Annotated in this window: 18 protein-coding genes; 6 read left to right on the top strand and 12 right to left on the bottom strand. The window is 72.2% G+C overall.

What is annotated here, in order from left to right; all coding sequences use genetic code 11:
* Positions 1 to 43: 43 nt before the first annotated feature.
* The 11 genes from hpnE to ACZ6D7_RS08625 all read right to left on the bottom strand — a co-directional run bounded on the left by hpnE (position 44) and on the right by ACZ6D7_RS08625 (position 10898).
* The gene (gene hpnE, locus ACZ6D7_RS08675) at positions 44 to 1474 is read right to left on the bottom strand and encodes a hydroxysqualene dehydroxylase HpnE (RefSeq protein ID WP_469485596.1); all 1431 of its coding nucleotides are present in this window, start codon (positions 1472 to 1474) and stop codon (positions 44 to 46) included.
* Positions 1471 to 1632 (bottom strand): DUF6380 family protein, encoded by a 162-nt coding sequence (locus ACZ6D7_RS08670; protein ID WP_469485593.1) that lies wholly within the window; start codon positions 1630 to 1632, stop codon positions 1471 to 1473. The genes hpnE and ACZ6D7_RS08670 overlap by 4 nt, the downstream gene beginning before the upstream one ends.
* A complete protein-coding gene (gene hpnD, locus ACZ6D7_RS08665; protein ID WP_469485590.1) occupies positions 1632 to 2582 on the bottom strand; it encodes a presqualene diphosphate synthase HpnD in 951 nt (316 codons plus the stop codon). Before hpnD ends, ACZ6D7_RS08670 begins: the two co-directional genes overlap by 1 nt.
* Positions 2579 to 3481 (bottom strand): squalene synthase HpnC, encoded by a 903-nt coding sequence (gene hpnC / locus ACZ6D7_RS08660; RefSeq protein ID WP_469485587.1) that lies wholly within the window; start codon positions 3479 to 3481, stop codon positions 2579 to 2581. Before hpnC ends, hpnD begins: the two co-directional genes overlap by 4 nt.
* 349 nt (positions 3482 to 3830) lie before the next feature.
* Complete coding sequence (locus ACZ6D7_RS08655; protein ID WP_469485584.1) at positions 3831 to 4610, bottom strand: ABC transporter ATP-binding protein; 780 nt, start codon at positions 4608 to 4610, stop codon at positions 3831 to 3833.
* Complete coding sequence (locus tag ACZ6D7_RS08650; protein WP_469485579.1) at positions 4603 to 5532, bottom strand: ABC transporter permease; 930 nt, start codon at positions 5530 to 5532, stop codon at positions 4603 to 4605. The genes ACZ6D7_RS08655 and ACZ6D7_RS08650 overlap by 8 nt, the downstream gene beginning before the upstream one ends.
* Before the next feature lie 100 nt (positions 5533 to 5632).
* Positions 5633 to 6505: a glycosyltransferase family 2 protein gene (locus ACZ6D7_RS08645; protein WP_469486036.1), complete on the bottom strand. Its 873-nt coding sequence runs from the start codon at positions 6503 to 6505 to the stop codon at positions 5633 to 5635.
* 8 nt (positions 6506 to 6513) lie between these two features.
* Entirely contained in the window at positions 6514 to 7293 is a 780-nt protein-coding gene (locus tag ACZ6D7_RS08640; RefSeq protein ID WP_469485576.1) for a CDP-alcohol phosphatidyltransferase family protein, read from the bottom strand.
* A complete protein-coding gene (locus tag ACZ6D7_RS08635; protein ID WP_469485574.1) occupies positions 7271 to 8332 on the bottom strand; it encodes an iron-containing alcohol dehydrogenase family protein in 1062 nt (353 codons plus the stop codon). Before ACZ6D7_RS08635 ends, ACZ6D7_RS08640 begins: the two co-directional genes overlap by 23 nt.
* Complete coding sequence (locus tag ACZ6D7_RS08630; protein WP_469485571.1) at positions 8320 to 9072, bottom strand: phosphocholine cytidylyltransferase family protein; 753 nt, start codon at positions 9070 to 9072, stop codon at positions 8320 to 8322. The genes ACZ6D7_RS08635 and ACZ6D7_RS08630 overlap by 13 nt, the downstream gene beginning before the upstream one ends.
* Complete coding sequence (locus tag ACZ6D7_RS08625) at positions 9069 to 10898, bottom strand: DUF5941 domain-containing protein (protein ID WP_469485568.1); 1830 nt, start codon at positions 10896 to 10898, stop codon at positions 9069 to 9071. The genes ACZ6D7_RS08630 and ACZ6D7_RS08625 overlap by 4 nt, the downstream gene beginning before the upstream one ends.
* Positions 10899 to 11232: 334 nt before the next feature.
* On the opposite strand from ACZ6D7_RS08625, the gene galE reads away from it, so the two are divergent.
* From galE to idi, 3 genes are all read left to right on the top strand, one after another.
* Complete coding sequence (galE, locus tag ACZ6D7_RS08620; protein ID WP_469485566.1) at positions 11233 to 12222, top strand: UDP-glucose 4-epimerase GalE; 990 nt, start codon at positions 11233 to 11235, stop codon at positions 12220 to 12222.
* A 128-nt stretch (positions 12223 to 12350) separates the two neighbouring features.
* Positions 12351 to 13292 carry a cation diffusion facilitator family transporter gene (locus ACZ6D7_RS08615; protein WP_469485563.1) on the top strand — a complete coding sequence of 314 codons (942 nt, stop codon included), beginning with the start codon at positions 12351 to 12353 and terminating at the stop codon, positions 13290 to 13292.
* 211 nt (positions 13293 to 13503) lie between these two features.
* Entirely contained in the window at positions 13504 to 14097 is a 594-nt protein-coding gene (gene idi, locus ACZ6D7_RS08610) for an isopentenyl-diphosphate Delta-isomerase (protein WP_469485560.1), read from the top strand.
* Between the two features lie 27 nt (positions 14098 to 14124).
* Here the strand turns inward: idi and ACZ6D7_RS08605 are convergent, their stop codons facing one another.
* Positions 14125 to 14637 carry an ATP-binding protein gene (locus ACZ6D7_RS08605; RefSeq protein ID WP_469486033.1) on the bottom strand — a complete coding sequence of 171 codons (513 nt, stop codon included), beginning with the start codon at positions 14635 to 14637 and terminating at the stop codon, positions 14125 to 14127.
* Between the two features lie 268 nt (positions 14638 to 14905).
* Between ACZ6D7_RS08605 and ACZ6D7_RS08600 the strand changes: the two genes are divergently transcribed.
* The 3 genes from ACZ6D7_RS08600 (at position 14906) to ACZ6D7_RS08590 (ending at position 18443) form a co-directional block, all read left to right on the top strand.
* The gene (locus ACZ6D7_RS08600) at positions 14906 to 15655 is read left to right on the top strand and encodes an enoyl-CoA hydratase/isomerase family protein (RefSeq protein ID WP_469485557.1); all 750 of its coding nucleotides are present in this window, start codon (positions 14906 to 14908) and stop codon (positions 15653 to 15655) included.
* A 165-nt stretch (positions 15656 to 15820) separates the two neighbouring features.
* Entirely contained in the window at positions 15821 to 15952 is a 132-nt protein-coding gene (locus tag ACZ6D7_RS08595; protein ID WP_469485554.1) for an LPFR motif small protein, read from the top strand.
* Positions 15953 to 16034: 82 nt separating this feature from the next.
* Positions 16035 to 18443 carry a Tex family protein gene (locus ACZ6D7_RS08590; protein WP_469485551.1) on the top strand — a complete coding sequence of 803 codons (2409 nt, stop codon included), beginning with the start codon at positions 16035 to 16037 and terminating at the stop codon, positions 18441 to 18443.
* Positions 18444 to 18493: the final 50 nt, after the last annotated feature.

The following is an 18493-nucleotide window of genomic DNA, read 5'->3' as shown; positions in this document are numbered from 1 at the left end:
CCGGAGGGGGTGCGGGGGTGTGCCGAGCCGTGCTGATCGAGCATCAGGCCGCCTCCTCGACAGCGAAGAGGCGGGTTGGTCGGGGCCGGCCGAGGGCGCTCAGGGCGGCGTCCGCCGCACTCACGCCGCTGCGGACCGCACTCTCCATGGTCGCGGGCCACCCTGTGGCGGTCCACGCACCGGCCAGGTACAGGCCGGGGGCTTTGGTGCGGGCGCCGGGCCGCAGGCGCCCGACGCCGGGGGCGGGGGCGAACGTGGCCGTGCGCTCCCGGGTCACGAAGAAGTCCCTCACCTCGGCGCCGCGCGTGCCCGGCAGCAGCCGCTGAAGTTCGGGCAGATAGCGCTCGCGCAGCTCGGCGACGGGCGTGTCGATCTCGTCCTGCGCGGCCGACTGCGACAGGGCGAGGTACTGGCCCGCGCGCAGTCCGGAGGCGTCGGTGCGGTCGAAGACCCACTGCACGGGTGTGCCGAGCGCGGCGAGGAAGGGCGCGTCCAGCACCTTGCGGTCGTAGACGACATGGACGTTGAGGATCGGCGTGGTGCCGATCTCCAGCAGCCGCTCGGGCGCGTCGAGGGCCCCGGCGGGCAGCAGGTCGTACGTCTCGCGCTGGGGTACGGCGAGGACGACGGCGTCCGCGGTGAGTGTCTCGCCGGGAACCTGAACGTTCCAGCAGCCGTTCTCGTCGGGGGAGACGGAGGTGACGCGTGTACGGACCTCGGTACGGACGCCCGCGGAGTCGAGCGCCTTGCGGGCCAGCCGGTCGTGCAGTTCGCCCAGGGGGACGTGCGCCCAGCCGATGTCGGCCGCGCCGGGGTCGGACAGCAGACCGGTCTTGAACACCATCGCGGCGAGCCCCAACGAGGAGTCGCCCGCGACCGCGTTGAGGGTGGCGACCCCGACCAGGTCCCACAGGGCCTCGACGGCGCGTGCCGACTGGCCGTGCGCGGCCAGCCAGCTGCCGAAGTCCTGGGCGTCCAGCGCCGGATCGGCGAGGTCGAGCCCCTGGAGCGCGAGCGCGGCCCGGCCCACCCTGGCGCGTTCGGCGAGCGAGAGGTGCGGGTACGTGGCGAGGCTGCGCCCCAGGTGCAGGGGGACGGGCAGCGCGTCGCGCCGCAGCCGGCCGAGCCGCCGCCCCGCGGGCCTGGCGACATCGACGACGGGCACGTCGAGACGATCCTGCAAGGGTGCCAGCGCACTGCCCTCGATGCGGTCGAGGAACCAGCGGTAGGCGGTGCAGCAGCGCAGGTAGACGTGCTGGCCGTTGTCGACGGTCAGCTCGCCGCGCCGGAAGGAGAAGGCGAGTCCGCCGAGGCGGGGCCGGCCTTCGAGCAGGGTGACGCGGACCCCCGCGTCGGCGAGCGCGAGCGCGGCGGTCACGCCGGCGAGCCCGCCGCCGACGACCACGGCGGTGCGCCCGGAGGACCCGGCCGGCCCGGACCCTTCCGGGGCGTCCGAGAGCCGCTCGTCGCTCATCGTGCACCCTCCCCTGCGTACCGGCCGTGATGTTTGAACTCTGCACGGCCGGTCGTCGCAGTCAGGGACGCCGCGCCGGAGCGGAGGGTTGCGTGCCGCTTTTCTTGGGTTCCTCCGGCCGCGTCGCCTTGGACCGCTTTGTCGCCCGTCGCGTCCATCAGGTGTGCCTCCTGACGGTCCGCCGCGACACATGCCGGGCGTCCAGCCCGGACAGTCCGCGCACGGCGACGTACGCCTTCTCCCGGCCGGGCAGCGAGACCCGGCCGCGCAGCACGGCCCCGGGGTCGCGCTCGATGCGGTCGAGGAGCCGGCGGTAGATGCCGGCCATGGCGGCGACACAGGCGCCGCTGCGCCGGTCGAGCATGGGCAGCAGCCGGTAGCCCTCGGCGAAGAGGGTGCGGGCCCGTCGCACCTCGAAGTGCACGAGGCCCGCGAAGTCGGAGCCCTCCGGCGGTGTCGGCCCGTCGAACCCGGCCGAGCAGCCGAACTTCGCGAGGTCGTCGGCGGGCAGATAGGTGCGCCCGCCCTCCGCGTCCTCACGGACGTCCCGGAGGATGTTGGTCAGCTGGAGCGCGAGCCCCAGCGTGTCGGCGTACTCGGGGGCGCGCTCGCCGCCGCGCGCGCCGCGTTCGGTGCCGAACACGCCGAGCGAGAGCCGTCCGATGGCGCCCGCCACACAGCGGCAGTACACCTTCAGGTCGTCCCAGGTCTCGTAGGTCTGGCCGCGTACGTCCATCAGCACGCCGTCGATCAGTTCGTCCAGGCCGCCGAGCGGCACCGGGAAGGCGCGGGCGGTGTGGGCGAGGGCGACCGCGACGGGGTCCGTGTCGTCCTCGTCGACCCGGCCCTCGCGGACCCGGGTGAGCAGCGCGCGGGTGTCCTCGAGCCGGGCGATCTTGACGTCGTCGGCCAGCGCGCCGTCGCCGATGTCGTCGACGCGGCGCGAGAACGCGTACAACGCCGACATCGCGCGGCGCTTGGGTGTGGGCAGCAGCCTGATGCCGTAGGCGAAGTTCCGGGCCTGCTGCCCGGTGACGGCCTCGCAGTAGCTGTAGGCGGCGAGTACCGGCGCGGACACGTGCGGTGACGACTCCACGGTCCGGATCACCCCTCTCCTCGCAGGGTCACGCCCACCTCACGCAGCAGCCGGAGCTTGCCGGGCTTGGGCGGGCCGGGAAGTACGTCGTATTCGGCGGCGGCGATCGCGTGGATCGCCGCCCGTCCCCCCGCCACGAACCCGGCCAGCAGCAGCCTCAGCCTGCCGTGGACGCTACCCACCAGAGGGGCGCCTTCATTCAGGAGGTCGCGGGCGCGTTGCGCCTCGTACGCGACCAGTGCGCGCACCGACGCGCCCGCGGTGCTCGCCGCGAGGTCCTCCTCCCGGACGTGAAAGCGCTTCATGTCGGTGGCGGGCAGATAGACGCGGTCGCGGCCGAGGTCCTCGGCCACGTCCTGGAGGTGTTCGACGATCTGGAGCGCCGTGCAGATCGCGTCGGAACGGCGGATCCGCTCGGGGGTCGAGGCGCCGGTGACGGCGAGGACGAGCCGGCCGACGGGGTTGGCGGACAGCTCGCAGTAGGCGACGAGGTCGTCGTACGTCTCGTAGCGGGTGACGAGCTGGTCCTGGCGGTTGGCGGCGATCAGGTCCAGGAACGGCTCGGCGGTGAGGGAGCGGCGGCGGACCGTGGAGCGCAGGCGGCGCAGCAGGGGGTGGCGGGGCTCGCCGTCGAAGACGCGGTGCAGGTCGGCCTCGAAGGCGTCCAGCAGGACCAAGCGGTCGTCGGCGTCGGTGGCCGAAACGCCGAGGAGGCGGGCGTCGGCACCGCCGGGGGCGAGGTCGCCGTCGCCGATGTCGTCGACGAGCCGGGCGAAGCCGTACACGGCCATGAGGTCGTCGCGCCAGGCGCGTGGGAGGAAGAAGGGGGCGACGGGGAAGTTCTCGTCGGCGGCCTTGTCGAGGGTGCCGCGCTCCGGGTCCCCGACGCGGGGAGAGGCGGGCGCCGTCACCGCGGACCGCCCGGGACGGTGACGGCACACACCGCGTTGAGCTGGGGAGTTTCCGTCACCATTGCCGTCACATCTCCCGTTCTACACCGCTGACCCAAGACACACTATTTCGGACACGCCGCCCGGCCGTTCCGACGGAGGGTGTCGCGTATTATCGCCCTACTTGACGCGTTTCGGGACCCGTACAGCTTACGTTGTACAACGCAGCGTGGTTCGCGGGGGTGTCCTGCACATCACAACAACACACCGATTGGTGTCAAGATTCCGCAGCGCGGCCGGAGTTGACGTTTCCTTTGCAGACGCGGGGCCCTGCCGGACAGTTCCGGCAGGGCCCCGGCCGATTCGGGCGCTACTTGCCCGTGAACTTCTCGTACTCCTTGAGGACCTCTTCGGTGGGGCCGTCGAGGCGCAGTTCGCCGCGTTCCAGCCACAGCACGCGGTCGCAGGTGTCGCGGATCGACTTGTTGCTGTGGCTGACCAGAAACACCGTGCCCGCGTGCTTGCGCAGCTCCCTGATGCGTTCCTCGGAGCGCTTCTGGAACTTGCGGTCGCCGGTGGCCAGGGCCTCGTCGATCATCAGGACGTCGTGGTCCTTGGCCGCGGCGATGGAGAACCGCAGCCGGGCCGCCATGCCGGAGGAGTAGGTGCGCATCGGCAGGGTGATGAAGTCGCCCTTCTCGTTGATGCCGGAGAAGTCGACGATCTCCTGATAGCGCTCCTTGACCTGCTCGCGGGACATGCCCATGGCGAGTCCGCCGAGGATGACGTTGCGCTCACCGGTCAGGTCGTTCATCAGGGCCGCGTTGACGCCGAGCAGCGAGGGCTGGCCGTCGGTGTAGACCTTGCCGCTCTCCGGCGGCAGCAGGCCGGCGATGGCGCGCAGCAGGGTGGACTTGCCGGAGCCGTTGGAGCCGATCAGCCCGATGGCCTCGCCCCGGTAGGCGACGAAGGAGACGCCGCGCACCGCGTGCACCTTGCGCACGCCCCGTTCCTCGCCGCGTTTGATGATGCGGCTGAGGGCGGCGGTGGCGCTGCCCTTGCCGGTCTTGGCGCCGTTGACGCGGTACACGATGTGCACGTCGTCGGCGATGACGGTGGGGATGCGCTGCCCCGGTACCTGGTCAGCCACGGCCGTACCTCTCCTCCGCCTTCCAGAAGTACAGGAAGCCGCCGACCGCGAACAGCAGGGCCCAGCCGACCGCGACCGCCCAGACGTGGTCGGGGAGGTTCTGGGAGCCGTACTCGTCGATGAGCGCGAAGCGCATCAGGTCCATGTAGATGGCCGCCGGGTTCCACTGGAGGATGTTCGCCACCCACTGCGGCTTGTCCGCGAGGAAGACCGGGATGGAGAACATCACGCCGGACGCGTACATCCAGGTACGCATCACGAACGGCATCAGCTGCGCGAGGTCCGGGGTCTTCGAGCCGGCCCGGGCGAACACCAGCGCCAGACCGGTGTTGAAGCAGAACTGCAGGACGAGCGCCGGGACGATCAGCAGCCAGGAGGCGTCCGGGTAGCTGCCGAAGCCGATCACCACGGCGAACAGCACGAGCATCGAGTACATCAGCTGCTGGAGCTGCTGGAGGGCGAAGGAGATCGGCAGCGAGGCGCGCGGGAAGTGCAGGGCGCGGACCAGGCCGAGGTTGCCGGAGATCGCCCGGACGCCGCTCATCACCGAACTCTGGGTGAAGGTGAACACGAAGACGCCCGTGACCAGGAAGGGGATGTACACCTCCTTGGACATCCCGCGGCTGGCGTTGAGCAGCACGCCGAAGATCATGAAGTACACGAACGCGTTGAGCAGCGGCGTGGCCACCTGCCACAGCTGGCCGAGCTTGGCCTGGCTGTACTGCGCGGTCAGCTTCGCCCGGGAGAACGCCAGGATGAAGTGGCGGCGTCCCCAGAGCTGGCGGACGTACTCCCGCACCGGGGGCCGGGCGCCGCTCACGGCCAGCCCGTACTTGGCGGCCAGCTGGGCGCCTGTCAGGCCCTCGTCGGGCGACGGGGGCGCGCTCACCGCGACTCCGCCGTCATGCGTTGTCTCACTCACAAGTAGGAAACTTTCGTCTTCGCGATGCACAGCCTTGACGGGGCTGGCATGAGCCGGGGGGCCCGCCGAACGGCCCGGGGAGCCCTCAGGGACGAGCTTGTCAGATCACCGGGGGCCGGCCCAGTCGGGTCAGCCGCCACACCGTACGCCACTTCATGGGCCTGCGCGGACCGCACGGTGTGGTCCAGCCTTCCCGGAAGCCGCCGAACCACGCCCTGAGCGCGGACCGCGAGGGGCGCCGCACCAGGGTGAGCAGCAGCCAGACCCCGAGGTAGACGGGGACCAGCGGGGCGGGCAGGTTGCGGCGGGCCAGCCAGACGCGGTTGCGGGCGACCATCCGGTGGTAGACCGCGTGCCGGGAGGGCGCGGTCGTGGGGTGGTACAGCACCATGTCGGACCGGTAGTCGATCATCCAGCCCGCGTCGAGGGCCCGCCAGGCGAGGTCGGTCTCCTCGTGGGCGTAGAAGAACTCGTCCGGCAGTCCACCCACATCTGCGAAGACCTTCGTACGGACGGCATTGGCGCCGCCGAGGAAGGTGGTGACCCGGGAGGAGCGCATCGGGTCGGCGGCGCGCAGCCGGGGGACGTGGCGGCGCTGGGTGACGCCGGTGTCCGGGTCGGCGATGCGGAAGCTGATGATGCCGAGCCGGGGGTCGGCCGCGAAGGCCTGCCGGCACAGCTCGGCGGTGTCGTGGTGGGCCAGCAGGCCGTCGTCGTCGAGGAAGAGCACGATGTCCACGTCGCGGCCGCCGGGCCCGAAGGCCTCGATGCCGACGTTGCGGCCGCCGGGGATGCCGAGGTTCTCGGGCAGCTCGACCGTGCGGACGCCCTCGGGGACGTCCGGGACGGGCGAACCGTTGCCGACCACCACGACCTCGACCGGGGCGCCGTCCTGCTTGGCGACCGAGTCGAGCAGGGCTCTCAGCTCGTCGGGGCGGTTGCCCATCGTGATGACGACCGCGCCGACCTTCATGGCGCCGCTCACTTCAGCCTGCTGGAGGCGAGGATGGACACCAGGTGCAGCAGGGTCTGCAGGAGCGCGATGCCGGCCAGGACGGCGACGCCGATCCGGGTGAAGAAGAGGTCGCCGCGCGCCTGGTCCGCGATCGCCAGGACCAGGATCAGCAGGGACGCCTCGATGCCGAGGATCAGCCGGTGGAACTTGAGCGCGGCGGCGGCCCTGCGGGCCAGTGCCATGCCGGAGGAGCGCGGCTCGGACGCCGCCTCCTTCACCGGGGGCAGCCCGCCCTGGTGCCGGGCGACGCCGACCAGGTCCGTCTCGGCCTTGATCAGGATCGCGCCGAGCGCGGCGAGCGTGCCGAGGAAGGCCCACAGCCAGTCGATCCGGCCCTCGCCCCACAGGTCGGCGGCGCGCAGGCCGAAGCCGACGAGCACGGCGGCGTCGGTCAGATAGGCGCCGACCCGGTCGAGGTAGACGCCGTTCAGCGAGTACTGCTTCTTCCAGCGGGCGATCTCGCCGTCGACGCAGTCCAGCAGCAGATACATCTGGACGCAGAACACGCCGAGCACGGCGCCCGCGATCCCCGGCACCAGCAGAGCCGGGGCGGCGAGCACGCCGAAGACGGTCATCAGGTACGTGAGCTGGTTGGGCGTGACCCTGGTGTTGACCAGGTAGCGGTCGACCCGCAGGGACACCTCACGCATGTAGAGGCGTCCCATCCAGTGCTCACCGCTGCGCCGGTCCTTCACCCCCGGGGGGTGGACGACCGGACGGAGTTCAGCTACCGATGGCCTTGACATAGTCGGTGTAGATGTCCTTGATCTGTTCGGTCGTGAGGTCGAGGTGTTCGAGGATCGTGTAGCGGCCGGGCCGGGTCTCTGGGGCGAACTCCACGACGCGGACGAACTCGTCCACCGTGAAGCCGATCTCCTCCGGCAGCACCGGCAGCCCGTGCCTGCGCAGCACCTCGGCCATGTAGGCGGACTCCTCGTGGGCTCCGCGCAGGTACATCGCGAAGGCCGCGCCGAGGCCGCACTGCTCGCCGTGGGCGGCGGCACGCTTGGGGAAGAGCAGGTCGAAGGCGTGGTTGATCTCGTGGCACGCGCCGGAGGACGGGCGGGAGTCGCCCGACACCGACATGGCGATGCCGCTGAGCACCAGCGCCTCGGCCAGCACCTGGAGGAAGTCGGTGTCCCCGATGCCTCCCGGGTGGCGCAGTACGGCCTCGCCGGCCTGGCGGGCGATCGCGGCGGCGAGGCCGTCGATCTTCTCGCCCTTGACCCGGTTGGCCAGTTCCCAGTCCGCGATGGCCGAGATGTTCGACACCGCGTCGCCGATGCCGGCCCGCACGAAGCGCACCGGGGCCTCGCGGATGATGTCGAGGTCGATCACGACCGCGATGGGGTTGGGCACCCCGTAGGAGCCGCGCCCCGCGTCGTTGTCGAGGGTGGCGACCGGCGAGCACAGGCCGTCGTGCGCGAGGTTCGTCGGTACGGCGACCAGCGGGAGGCCGACCCGTGCCGCGGCGAACTTCGCGCAGTCGATGATCTTGCCGCCGCCCAGGCCCACGACCGCGTCGTAGTGGCCGGCCTTTATGGCGCCGGCCAGCCGGACCGCGTCGTCGAGGGTGCCCCCGCCGACCTCGTACCAGGTGGCGCCGGGCAGGGAGGGGCCGAGCCGCTCGCGCAGCCGGGCGCCGGAGCCGCCGCTGACGGCGACGGCGAGCTTGCCGGAGTGCGAGATGCGCTCGTCGGCGAGGACGCATCCCAGGTCGTCGAGGGCACCCGGGCGGATGTCCACGACGAGCGGTGAGGGGATGAGCCGGGTCAGTACTGGCACGCGATCTCCCGTCCGCGGGCGAGATCGTCGTGGTTGTCGATCTCGACCCACTGGACGTCGCCGATCGGCGCCACGTCGATCCGGAAGCCGCGGTTGACCAGCTCCTGGTAGCCGTGCTCGTAGAACTGCTGCGGGTCGGTCTCCCAGACGGCCCGGAGCGCGTCGGCCAGCTCGGGGGCGGCGTCGCCCTCGATGAGGGTGACGCCGATGTACTCGCCGGTGGCCTCGGCGGGGTCCATCAGCTTGGTGATCTTCGTCATGCCCCGCTCGGGGTCGACGACGACCTTCATCTCCTCGTCGGCCAGCGACTTCACGGTGTCCAGCGCGAGGATGATCCGCTTGCCCTCGCCGCGGGCGGCGAGCAGAGTCTTCTCGACGGAGACCGGGTGCACGGTGTCGCCGTTGGCGAGGATCACGCCGTCCTTGAGGGCGTCACGGCCGCACCACAGGGAGTAGGCGTTGTTCCACTCCTCGGCCTTGTCGTTGTCGATGAGCGTGAGCCTGAGGCCGTACTTCTCCTCCAGGGCCGCCTTGCGCGCGTACACGGCCTCCTTGCGGTAGCCGACGATGACCGCGACCTCGGTCAGGCCGATCTCGGCGAAGTTGCCGAGCGTCAGGTCCAGGACCGTGGGCTCGCCCTCTATGCCCGCGGGCCCCACCGGCACCAGCGCCTTGGGCAGGCTGTCGGTGTAGGGGCGCAGACGCCGTCCGGCGCCGGCCGCCAGCACGAGGCCGATCATGCGGGTTCTCCTTCATCGTGTACGGCTGGGGCCCCTGCGGAGACCCAGAAGCGGATGCTCTCGACGAGCACCACGAGGGCGACGGCCACGGCCAGGGCCGTGAGCGCGACCGTGAACTGCGCCGCGGTGAGCAGCGCTGCCAGCACGGCGACGAGCAGCGTCCGCCCGTCCTGCCCCCCGATGGCGCGCACCAGCCAGGCCGGCGGCGCTCCGGCGTCACCGCGGATGCGGTACACCGTGTCGTAGTGATGGTAGGCGACGGCGGCCACCAGTCCGAAAGCTGCCGGAAGCGCTCCGTTCACATCCGATTCGGCCGCCAGGACCAGGACGGTCAGATACTCACCGGCGCGCAGGATCGGGGGGACCAGCCAGTCGAGGGCGCCCTTGAGGGGGCGGGAGACGGCTTCGGCCGAGGTCAGGACGTACAGGCCAGCCAGCAGCACGACCCACCAGCTCGGGCCCCAGGCCCAGGCCGCGGTCACCATCGCGGCGGCGCCGACGGCGGCGCTGAGCGGCGCCAGGTGGGGGCCGCGGCCCTTGAGGAGCGGGGCGAGCGCGCCGACGAGCGGCCCGTTGTCGGCGAGGTCCGCCAGCGCCCGCGCCGCCCGGTCGGTGCGCTTCGCCCTGCGGGTCACCGAGCGCAGCACGCGGCCGGCCGTGGTGTAGGTCGCGGCGAAGGCGCAGCCGATCAGCAGGGCGTAGAAGGTGATGCGAGGAGTGGTGACGGCCGTCAGGACGGCGATCATGGCCCATCGTTCGCCGATGGGCAGGACTATCATCCGCCGCACCCAGACCGTCCAGCCGACGCTGTCGAGCTTGCCGGAGAGGGCGGCGGTGGGGCTGGTGTTGGCGGTGGCGTCGTGGTTGGCCTCGTTGAAGGAGAAGTCCACGACGTGCCGGCAGGTCTGGAGGATCATCGCGCCCAGGGCCAGGGCCCAGACGTCGTCGCCGCCCCGGGCCGCGCCGAGCGCGAGTCCGGCGTAGTAGGCGTACTCCTTGGCCCGGTCGAAGGTGGCGTCCAGCCAGGCGCCGAGCGTGGAGTACTGCAGGGAGTAGCGGGCGAGCTGGCCGTCGGTGCAGTCCAGGACGAAGGACGCGATCAGCAGCAGGCCCGCGGCGACGAAGCCGGCCCGGGTGCCGGTGGCCGCGCACCCGGCCGCGACGAGCGCGGTGATCAGGGAGGCGGTGGTGACCTGGTTCGGGGTGAGGCCGCGGCGGGCGCACCAGCGGGCGATGTAGCGGGAGTACGGGCTGATGAAGAAGGTGGTGAAGAACCCGTCGCGGGCCTTCACGGCCGACTTCAGGCGTACGGCCTCGTCGTCGACGGCGGCCACGGCCTGCCGTGCCTCGTTGCGGGCCTGGGGGTCGGTGGGGACCTCGGCGACCAGGCTGCCCAGCTCGGGGCGGTGGACGTCGGCCCCGTCGGCGACCAGGACGCCGACGACCCGGTCGGCGAGGCAGTCGACATCCCCCACGCTCGACGTCGTGCGCGCGGGGGCACCCCCATGGGCGGTGCCGCCGCTCACGGCGTTCTCGTGGGCCAGCGCGCGGGTGAGGGCCGTGCGCTCGGCGGGCTGCGCGGTGAGCGCGCCCGGGACCGCGGCGAGCGGGAAGCGGGGGTCGGTGAGGCCGAGGCGCAGCGCGTGCGGGTGGCCCACGAAGCGGGCGTCGACGACGGCGACCCGTTCCTGGGCCGGCACCGCGGCGAGCAGGCTCTCGGCGTCCGCGGCGTCGGCGGCGAGCCGGACGTCGAAGCCGAGGGACCGCAGGTCGCCTTCGAGCGACGATCCGGGAACCGGCTGACCGGTGAGGATGGCGGTCGACAACCGAACTCACTCCCTGGGGCCCGACGCGTCCGCGCCGGTCGTGTGCAGCATGGGGGCGCCCGTGGGGTGCTCCGGGCGAGGCCGGGCGGGCGGCATTGTCGGCAGAGGCTATCGGATGCCGGGAAGGCCGTGTTCACCGGCCGTTCAGCTCCCATCAAGACGGTCCGACCACGCGGCTCGGCACCGTCGGACCCACGGTTCGCAGCTCGCTCGAACCGGCCTTTGCCGAGATCATCATCGGTGATCGGCGGCCCGGCCCACAAACCGCGCCCCCCAGAGCGGACATCGGGGACATTGCAGGCGGTGCCGGGGCGTCGGCATAGGGTGGTCGGCCATGACGTGGCTGATCACCGGCGGAGCCGGATACATAGGGGCACATGTGGCGCGCGCCATGACCGGCGCCGGGGAGCGCGTCGTCGTCCTGGACGACCTCTCGGCCGGGGTGGCGGCCCGGCTGCCGGCGGACGTGCCGTTCGTCGAGGGCTCGTCGCTCGACGCCGCCCTGGTGGAGCACGTCCTCGGCGAGCACGGCGTGACGGGCGTGGTGCACCTGGCCGCGCACAAGCAGGTGGCCGAGTCGGTGGCGCGGCCCACTCTCTACTACCGGGAGAACGTCGGCGGCCTCGCCACGCTCCTGGAGACGGTCGCCGGGGCCGGTGTGCGCCGGTTCGTGTTCTCCTCCTCCGCGGCCGTCTATGGCAACCCGGACGTGGACCTCATCACGGAGGACACCCCGTGCGCCCCGGTGAACCCGTACGGCGAGACCAAGCTCGCCGGGGAGTGGCTGGTGCGGGCGGCGGGGCGGGCGCACGGCATGACGACGGCCTGTCTGCGCTACTTCAACGTGGCCGGGGCGGCGGAGCCGGTGCTGGCGGACACCGGGGTCTTCAACATCGTCCCGATGGTCTTCGACCGGCTCACCCGGGACGAGGCCCCGCGGATCTTCGGCGACGACTACCCGACGCCGGACGGCACCTGCGTGCGGGACTACATCCATGTCGCGGACCTGGCCGAGGCGCATCTCGCGGCGGCCCGGCGGCTGTCCGCGCCGGACGCGGCCGGGGATCTGACGGTGAACATCGGCCGGGGCGAGGGCGTCTCGGTGCGTGAGCTGGTCACGCTGATCGGCGAGGTGACCGGGGACACCCGGCCGGCGCTCGTCGAGGGGCGCCGCCCGGGGGACGCGCCGCGCGCGGTCGCCTCGGCCGGACTGGCCGCGAGCGAGCTGGGATGGACCGCCCGGCGCGGGGTACGCGAGATGGTCGAGTCCGCGTGGCGGGGCTGGCGGCTGCACCACGGCACGGGGCTGGCTCCGACCAGGTGAGGGCGCCCTGACCTGCACTTCGTTTCCGCAGGTCAGGGCACATGACAACGGTGTTCAGTGCCGCGTTGCCGGATACCCCCCACCCGTAGTTCACTGTGATCCCGGGCGAACACAGGAGGGCTGCTTCCATGGGGGCTGGGCACGACCACGGCCATGCGCACGCGCATGCGCCGACCACCGGTACGGCCGCCGCGGCGTACCGCGGCAGACTTTGCGTCGCGCTGGGGATCACCCTCGCCGTGATGGTGGTCGAGATCGTCGGCGGGGTGCTCGCGGACTCCCTCGCGCTGATCGCGGACGCCGCGCACATGGCGACCGACGCGGTGGGCCTCGGTATGGCGCTGATCGCCATCCACTTCGCCAACCGGCCCGCGAGCGCGCACCGCACCTTCGGGTACGCCCGCGCCGAGATCCTCGCCGCGCTCGCCAACTGTCTGCTGCTGCTCGGGGTGGGCGGCTACGTCCTGTACGAGGCGGTGCAGCGGTTCTTCACGCCGGCCCCGACCGAGGGCGGGCTGATGATCTGGTTCGGCGCCTTCGGCCTGGTCGCGAACATGATCTCGCTCACGCTGCTGATGCGCGGCCAGTCGGAGAGCCTCAACGTGCGCGGGGCGTTTCTGGAGGTGGCGGCGGACGCGCTGGGCTCGGTCGCGGTGCTGGTCTCGGCGGTGGTGATCCTGACCACCGGCTGGCAGGCGGCCGACCCGATCGCCTCGCTGCTCATCGGCCTGATGATCGTGCCGCGTACGCTGAAGCTGCTGCGCGAGACGCTCGACGTGCTGCTGGAGTCGGCCCCCAAGGACGTCGACATGGCGGAGGTACGGGCCCACATCGTCGCCCTGGACGGGGTGCGGGACGTCCACGATCTGCACGCCTGGACGATCACCTCGGGGATGCCGGTGCTGTCGGCGCACGTGGTGGTGCGCTCGGACGTGCTGAACGCGATCGGCCACGAGAAGATGCTGCACGAGCTGCAGGGGTGCCTGGGCGACCACTTCGACGTGGAGCACTGCACCTTCCAGCTGGAGCCGGTCGGCCACGCGGAGCACGAGGCACGGCTCTGCCACTAGGGGTGTCCGGCTGACCCGGGTGTCCCACGGGCCGGACCCGGTCGCGGATGGGCACACGCGTTCTGGAAGGTTCTCCGCCCACGACGCCGGGCAAGATCACGTACGGGGCCCGGTCGCCGTGCGCGGGACATGCGCGCATTGGCGCGAAGTGCCGGGAGCGCCGGACGCGTACGGCAGACTGGGGACGCGAGGACCGATGCTAAGGATGGGTATGCCGATCACACCTGCCACCGCGAAGCACAGCTCGTCGGACGGCACCGCGGAAGCGATCTTGCTGGAGCTGGTCGACGAGAACGGCGTGACCACCGGCACCGCGGAGAAGCTCGCCGCCCACCAGCCGCCGGGGCGACTGCACCGAGCCTTCTCGGTGTTCCTCTTCGACGAGCAGGGCCGGCTGCTGCTCCAGCAGCGGGCGCTCGGCAAGTACCACTCCCCCGGTGTGTGGTCCAACACGTGCTGCGGTCACCCCTACCCCGGTGAGGCACCGTTCGCGGCGGCCGCGCGGCGTACGTTCGAGGAGCTGGGCGTGTCCCCGACGCTGCTCGCCGAGGCGGGCACGGTCCGCTACAACCACCCGGACCCGGCGTCGGGCCTGGTGGAGCAGGAGTACAACCACCTGTTCGTCGGCATGGTGCAGTCGACGCTGCGGCCGGACCCGGAGGAGGTCGGCGACACGGCCTTCGTGACCCCGGCCGAGCTGGCGGAGCGGCACGCGAAGGACACGTTCTCGGCCTGGTTCATGACCGTGCTGGACGCGGCCCGTCCGGCCGTGCGGGAGCTGACGGGGCCGTCGGCCGGCTGGTGATCCTCGGAGCGGCCGCGGGGGCTCGGGTCAGGGCACCCGCAGGGGCTTGAGCGGCAGGGCGGCCCAGATCACCTTGCCGCCGCTCGCCGTGTGCTCGACGTCGCACACCCCGCCCGCCTCCCTGGCGATCTCCCGCACCAGGAGCAGTCCCCGGCCGCCCGTACGGCCGTGGTCGGCCTCCAGGGCGGTCGGGCGGTAGGGGTGGTTGTCCTCCACGGACACCCGCACCCACTCGGCCCCGACGGCGACCTCCACCGTGAGCACCGGCGACAGCACCGCCGCGTGCCGTACGGCGTTGGTCACCAGCTCGGAGACGATCAGCAGAAGCCCCTGGACGAGATCGTCCGAAGCGGGCACCCCCTGGCGGTGGAGCAGGTCCCGCACCGCGTGCCGGGCCTGCGGGACCGAGGCGTCCACGGCGGCGGCGGTGAACCGCCAGACACCCTCGTAGGGCAGCGGTCTCGGCACGTTCCGGAGTTCGGGAGGTGTGTCCGCGCCGCCAGCTGGGCGTGGGTCGGGCCCGCGCCCGTGGTTGTCCATCGTCCGGTCGCCACCCTCGCGCTCGATTGTCACCACACGTCGAGTGTTGGTATCGAGACACTCTCCTCCGGATGACTGAACAGAAGTCAGCGATTATCGCTCGTTTCCGACCGTTCAGGCAGGAAACCGCCCTGTGCGCGACCGCTCCTGTCCCGGCCATGCCGCCTTCGCGCACTCTTCGGGTTGTACGGGTGCGGCGGCCCCCTCGTCCGTTTCGTCCCCGGGGCGCCGTGCTCGTGGGCGCGGCGCGGGAGCTAGCATCCGGGCCATGGAGCCCGAACTGCTGCACGGCGTCACCGACGGGGTCGCCACCGTCGTCCTGCACCACCCGGCGAAGCGCAACGCCATGACCGCCGCGATGTGGGCGGCGCTGCCGCCGCTGCTGGACACCCTGGCCGCCGATCCGCAGGTGCGGGTGCTGGTGCTGACGGGCGCGGGCGGAACGTTCTGCGCGGGGGCCGACATCTCCACGCTCCAGAGCTCGCCGGACGAGGCGCAGGGACTGGCGGTACGGGCCGAGGAGGCCCTCGCCGCGTTCCCCAAGCCGACGCTGGCCGCCGTGAAGGGGCACTGTGTGGGCGGGGGCGCGCAGCTCGCGGCGGCGTGCGACCTGCGGTTCGCCGAGGAGGGCGCGCTGTTCGGGGTGACCCCGGCCAAGCTCGGCATCGTCTATCCGGCGTCCGCCACCCGGCGGCTGGTGTCCCTGGTCGGTCCCGGCGCCGCCAAGTACCTGCTGTTCTCGGGCGAGTTGATCGACACGGAACGGGCGCTGCGCACCGGCCTGGTCGACGAGGTGCTGCCCGCCGACGAACTCGACAAGCGGGTCGCGGAGTTCACCCAGGTACTGGTGTCGCGCTCGCAGCTGACGCAGGCCGCCGCGAAGGAGTTCGCCGACGGCCGCACGGACCGCGACGCCCACTGGGCGGCACAGGCCCGCGCCAGCGGCGACACCGCGGAGGGCGTCACCGCGTTCCTGGAGCGCCGCGAGCCGCGCTTCACCTGGACCGTCCCGGGATGACGGCAGGTCCCGCGCCGGGGTGAGGCGGCCGGCCCGAGCCGCTCCGCGGCGGACCCGGTCCCCGCCCTTTCCGCCCCGGCGCACCGCATGACCTGACCTTTTCGAGGTACCCGGACCTCCCGGGCCGCGGCGACCGCCGCGACCGGCAGAGGAAAGGGGAAACCTGTGCTCCGTGCGATCGCAGACGTACTGCGCCAGATCGGTGGCGCGATCGCCACCGTGGTGACGCTGCCCTTCCGGGCGCTGGCCCGGCTCTTCGGCGGGGCCTCGGGATCCACGAGGAGCCGCCGGGCCTGATGCACGCGCCCTGATCCCCGAGTGTCGCTGCCACCTGCCACAATTGCCGCGCAACCTCCAGTCAAGAAGGCGGTACGGGATCGTGACGACACCCCTCGTAGGGTCCATCGAAGGCAGGATCGCCGAGGAGCTCGGCGTACGGGAGCGGCAGGTGAGAGCCGCCGTGGAGCTGTTGGACGGCGGCTCCACGGTGCCGTTCATCGCTCGCTATCGCAAGGAAGCGACCGAGATGCTCGACGACGCGCAGCTGCGCACGGTCGAGGAGCGGCTGCGCTACCTGCGGGAGCTGGAGGACCGGCGGACGGCGATCCTGGAGTCGGTGCGCGAGCAGGGCAAGCTCACCGAGGCGCTGGAGGCGCAGATCCGCGGCGCCGAGACCAAGGCCCGGCTCGAGGACATCTACCTGCCGTACAAGCCCAAGCGGCGGACGAAGGCGCAGATCGCGCGTGAGGCGGGCCTGGAGCCCCTCGCGGAGGGGCTGCTCGGCGACCCGGGCGTGGAGCCGCTGGCCGCGGCGGCCGCGTTCGTCGACGCCGACAAGGGTGTCGCCGATCCGCAGGCCGCGCTGGACGGCGCGCGGGCGATCCTCACCGAGCGGTTCTCGGAGGACGCCGACCTGATCGGCGAGCTGCGCGAGCGCATGTGGGTGCGCGGCCGGCTGGCCGCCAAGGTGCGGGACGGCAAGGAGGAGGCGGGCGCCAAGTTCGCCGACTACTTCGACTTCGCCGAGCCGTTCACCGAGCTGCCCTCGCACCGGATCCTGGCCATGCTGCGGGGCGAGAAGGAGGAGGTCCTCGACCTCGTCCTGGAGCCGGAGGAGCCCTCCGAGCAGCCCGGCCCGTCGTCGTACGAGCCGATCGTCGCGTCGAGGTTCGGGATCGCCGAGCGCGGCCGGCCCGGCGACAAGTGGCTGACGGACACGGTCCGCTGGGCCTGGCGCACCCGGATCCTGGTCCACCTCGGCATCGACCTGCGGCTGCGGCTGCGCACGGCCGCCGAGGACGAGGCGGTCAACGTGTTCGCCGCGAACCTCCGTGACCTGCTGCTCGCGGCCCCGGCCGGCACGCGCGCGACGCTGGGCCTGGACCCCGGCTTCCGTACGGGTGTGAAGGTGGCCGTGGTCGACGCGACCGGCAAGGTCGTCGCGACGGACGTCATCTACCCGCACGTTCCGGCCAACAAGTGGGACGAGGCGATCTCCAAGCTGGCCCGGCTGGCCAGGGAGCACGCGGTCGAGCTGGTCGCGATCGGCAACGGCACGGCGTCCCGCGAGACCGACAAGCTCGCCGGTGAGCTGATCACGAAGCACCCCGAGCTGAAGCTCACCAAGGTGATGGTGTCCGAGGCGGGCGCCTCCGTGTACTCGGCCTCCGCGTTCGCCTCGCAGGAGCTGCCCGACATGGACGTGTCGCTGCGCGGCGCGGTGTCCATCGCGCGCCGGCTCCAGGACCCGCTCGCCGAGCTGGTGAAGATCGACCCGAAGTCGATCGGCGTCGGGCAGTACCAGCACGACCTGTCCGAGGTGAAGCTGTCGCGTTCGCTGGACGCGGTGGTGGAGGACTGTGTGAACGGCGTGGGCGTGGACGTGAACACGGCCTCGGCGCCCCTGCTCGCGCGCGTGTCCGGCATCACCTCCGGGCTCGCCGAGAACATCGTGGCGCACCGCGACGCCAACGGCCCCTTCAGGGCGCGTACGCAGCTGAAGAACGTGGCGCGGCTCGGCCCCAAGGCGTACGAACAGTGCGCGGGCTTCCTGCGGATCCGGGGCGGTGACGACCCGCTGGACGCGTCCAGCGTGCACCCGGAGGCGTACCCGGTGGTGCGGCGGATGGTGAAGACCTCCGGCCAGGAGGTGGCCGCGCTCGTCGGCAATACGGGCGTCCTGCGCTCGCTGCGGCCGGGCGACTTCGTGGACGAGACGTTCGGTCTGCCGACCGTCACCGACATCCTCAAGGAGCTGGAGAAGCCCGGGCGCGACCCGCGGCCCGCCTTCAAGACGGCCACCTTCAAGGAGGGCGTGGAGAAGATCTCCGACCTGGCGTCCGGGATGGTCCTGGAGGGGGTCGTGACGAACGTGGCGGCCTTCGGGGCGTTCATCGACGTCGGCGTCCACCAGGACGGCCTGGCGCATGTCTCCGCGCTGTCGAAGACGTTCGTCAAGGACCCGCGGGACGTGGTGAAGCCGGGTGACATCGTCAAGGTGAAGGTCCTCGACGTCGACATCCCGCGCAAGCGGATCTCGCTGACGCTCCGGCTCGACGACGAGGCGGCCCCGCAGGGCCAGGACCGGTCCTCCGGCGGCGGCCGGCCGCAGCGGGGCGGCGGGCGTCCGCCGCAGCAGCGGCAGCAGGGCGGGCAGCGCGGCGGGAACGGCGGTCAGCGCGGGGGCGGTGGCGGCGGCTCGCGCCAGGCGCCGCCGCCGGCCAACAGCGCGATGGCCGACGCGCTGCGCAAGGCGGGCCTGCTCGACCCGAAGAAGGGCCGGGGCTGAGCGAACGGGCCGGGTCCCGGTGGTGCGCCACCGGGACCCGGCCCGCGTGC

The organism is Streptomyces sp. NPDC041784 (assembly GCF_055591025.1).
This window is presented reverse-complemented; position numbering and strand designations above follow the sequence as displayed.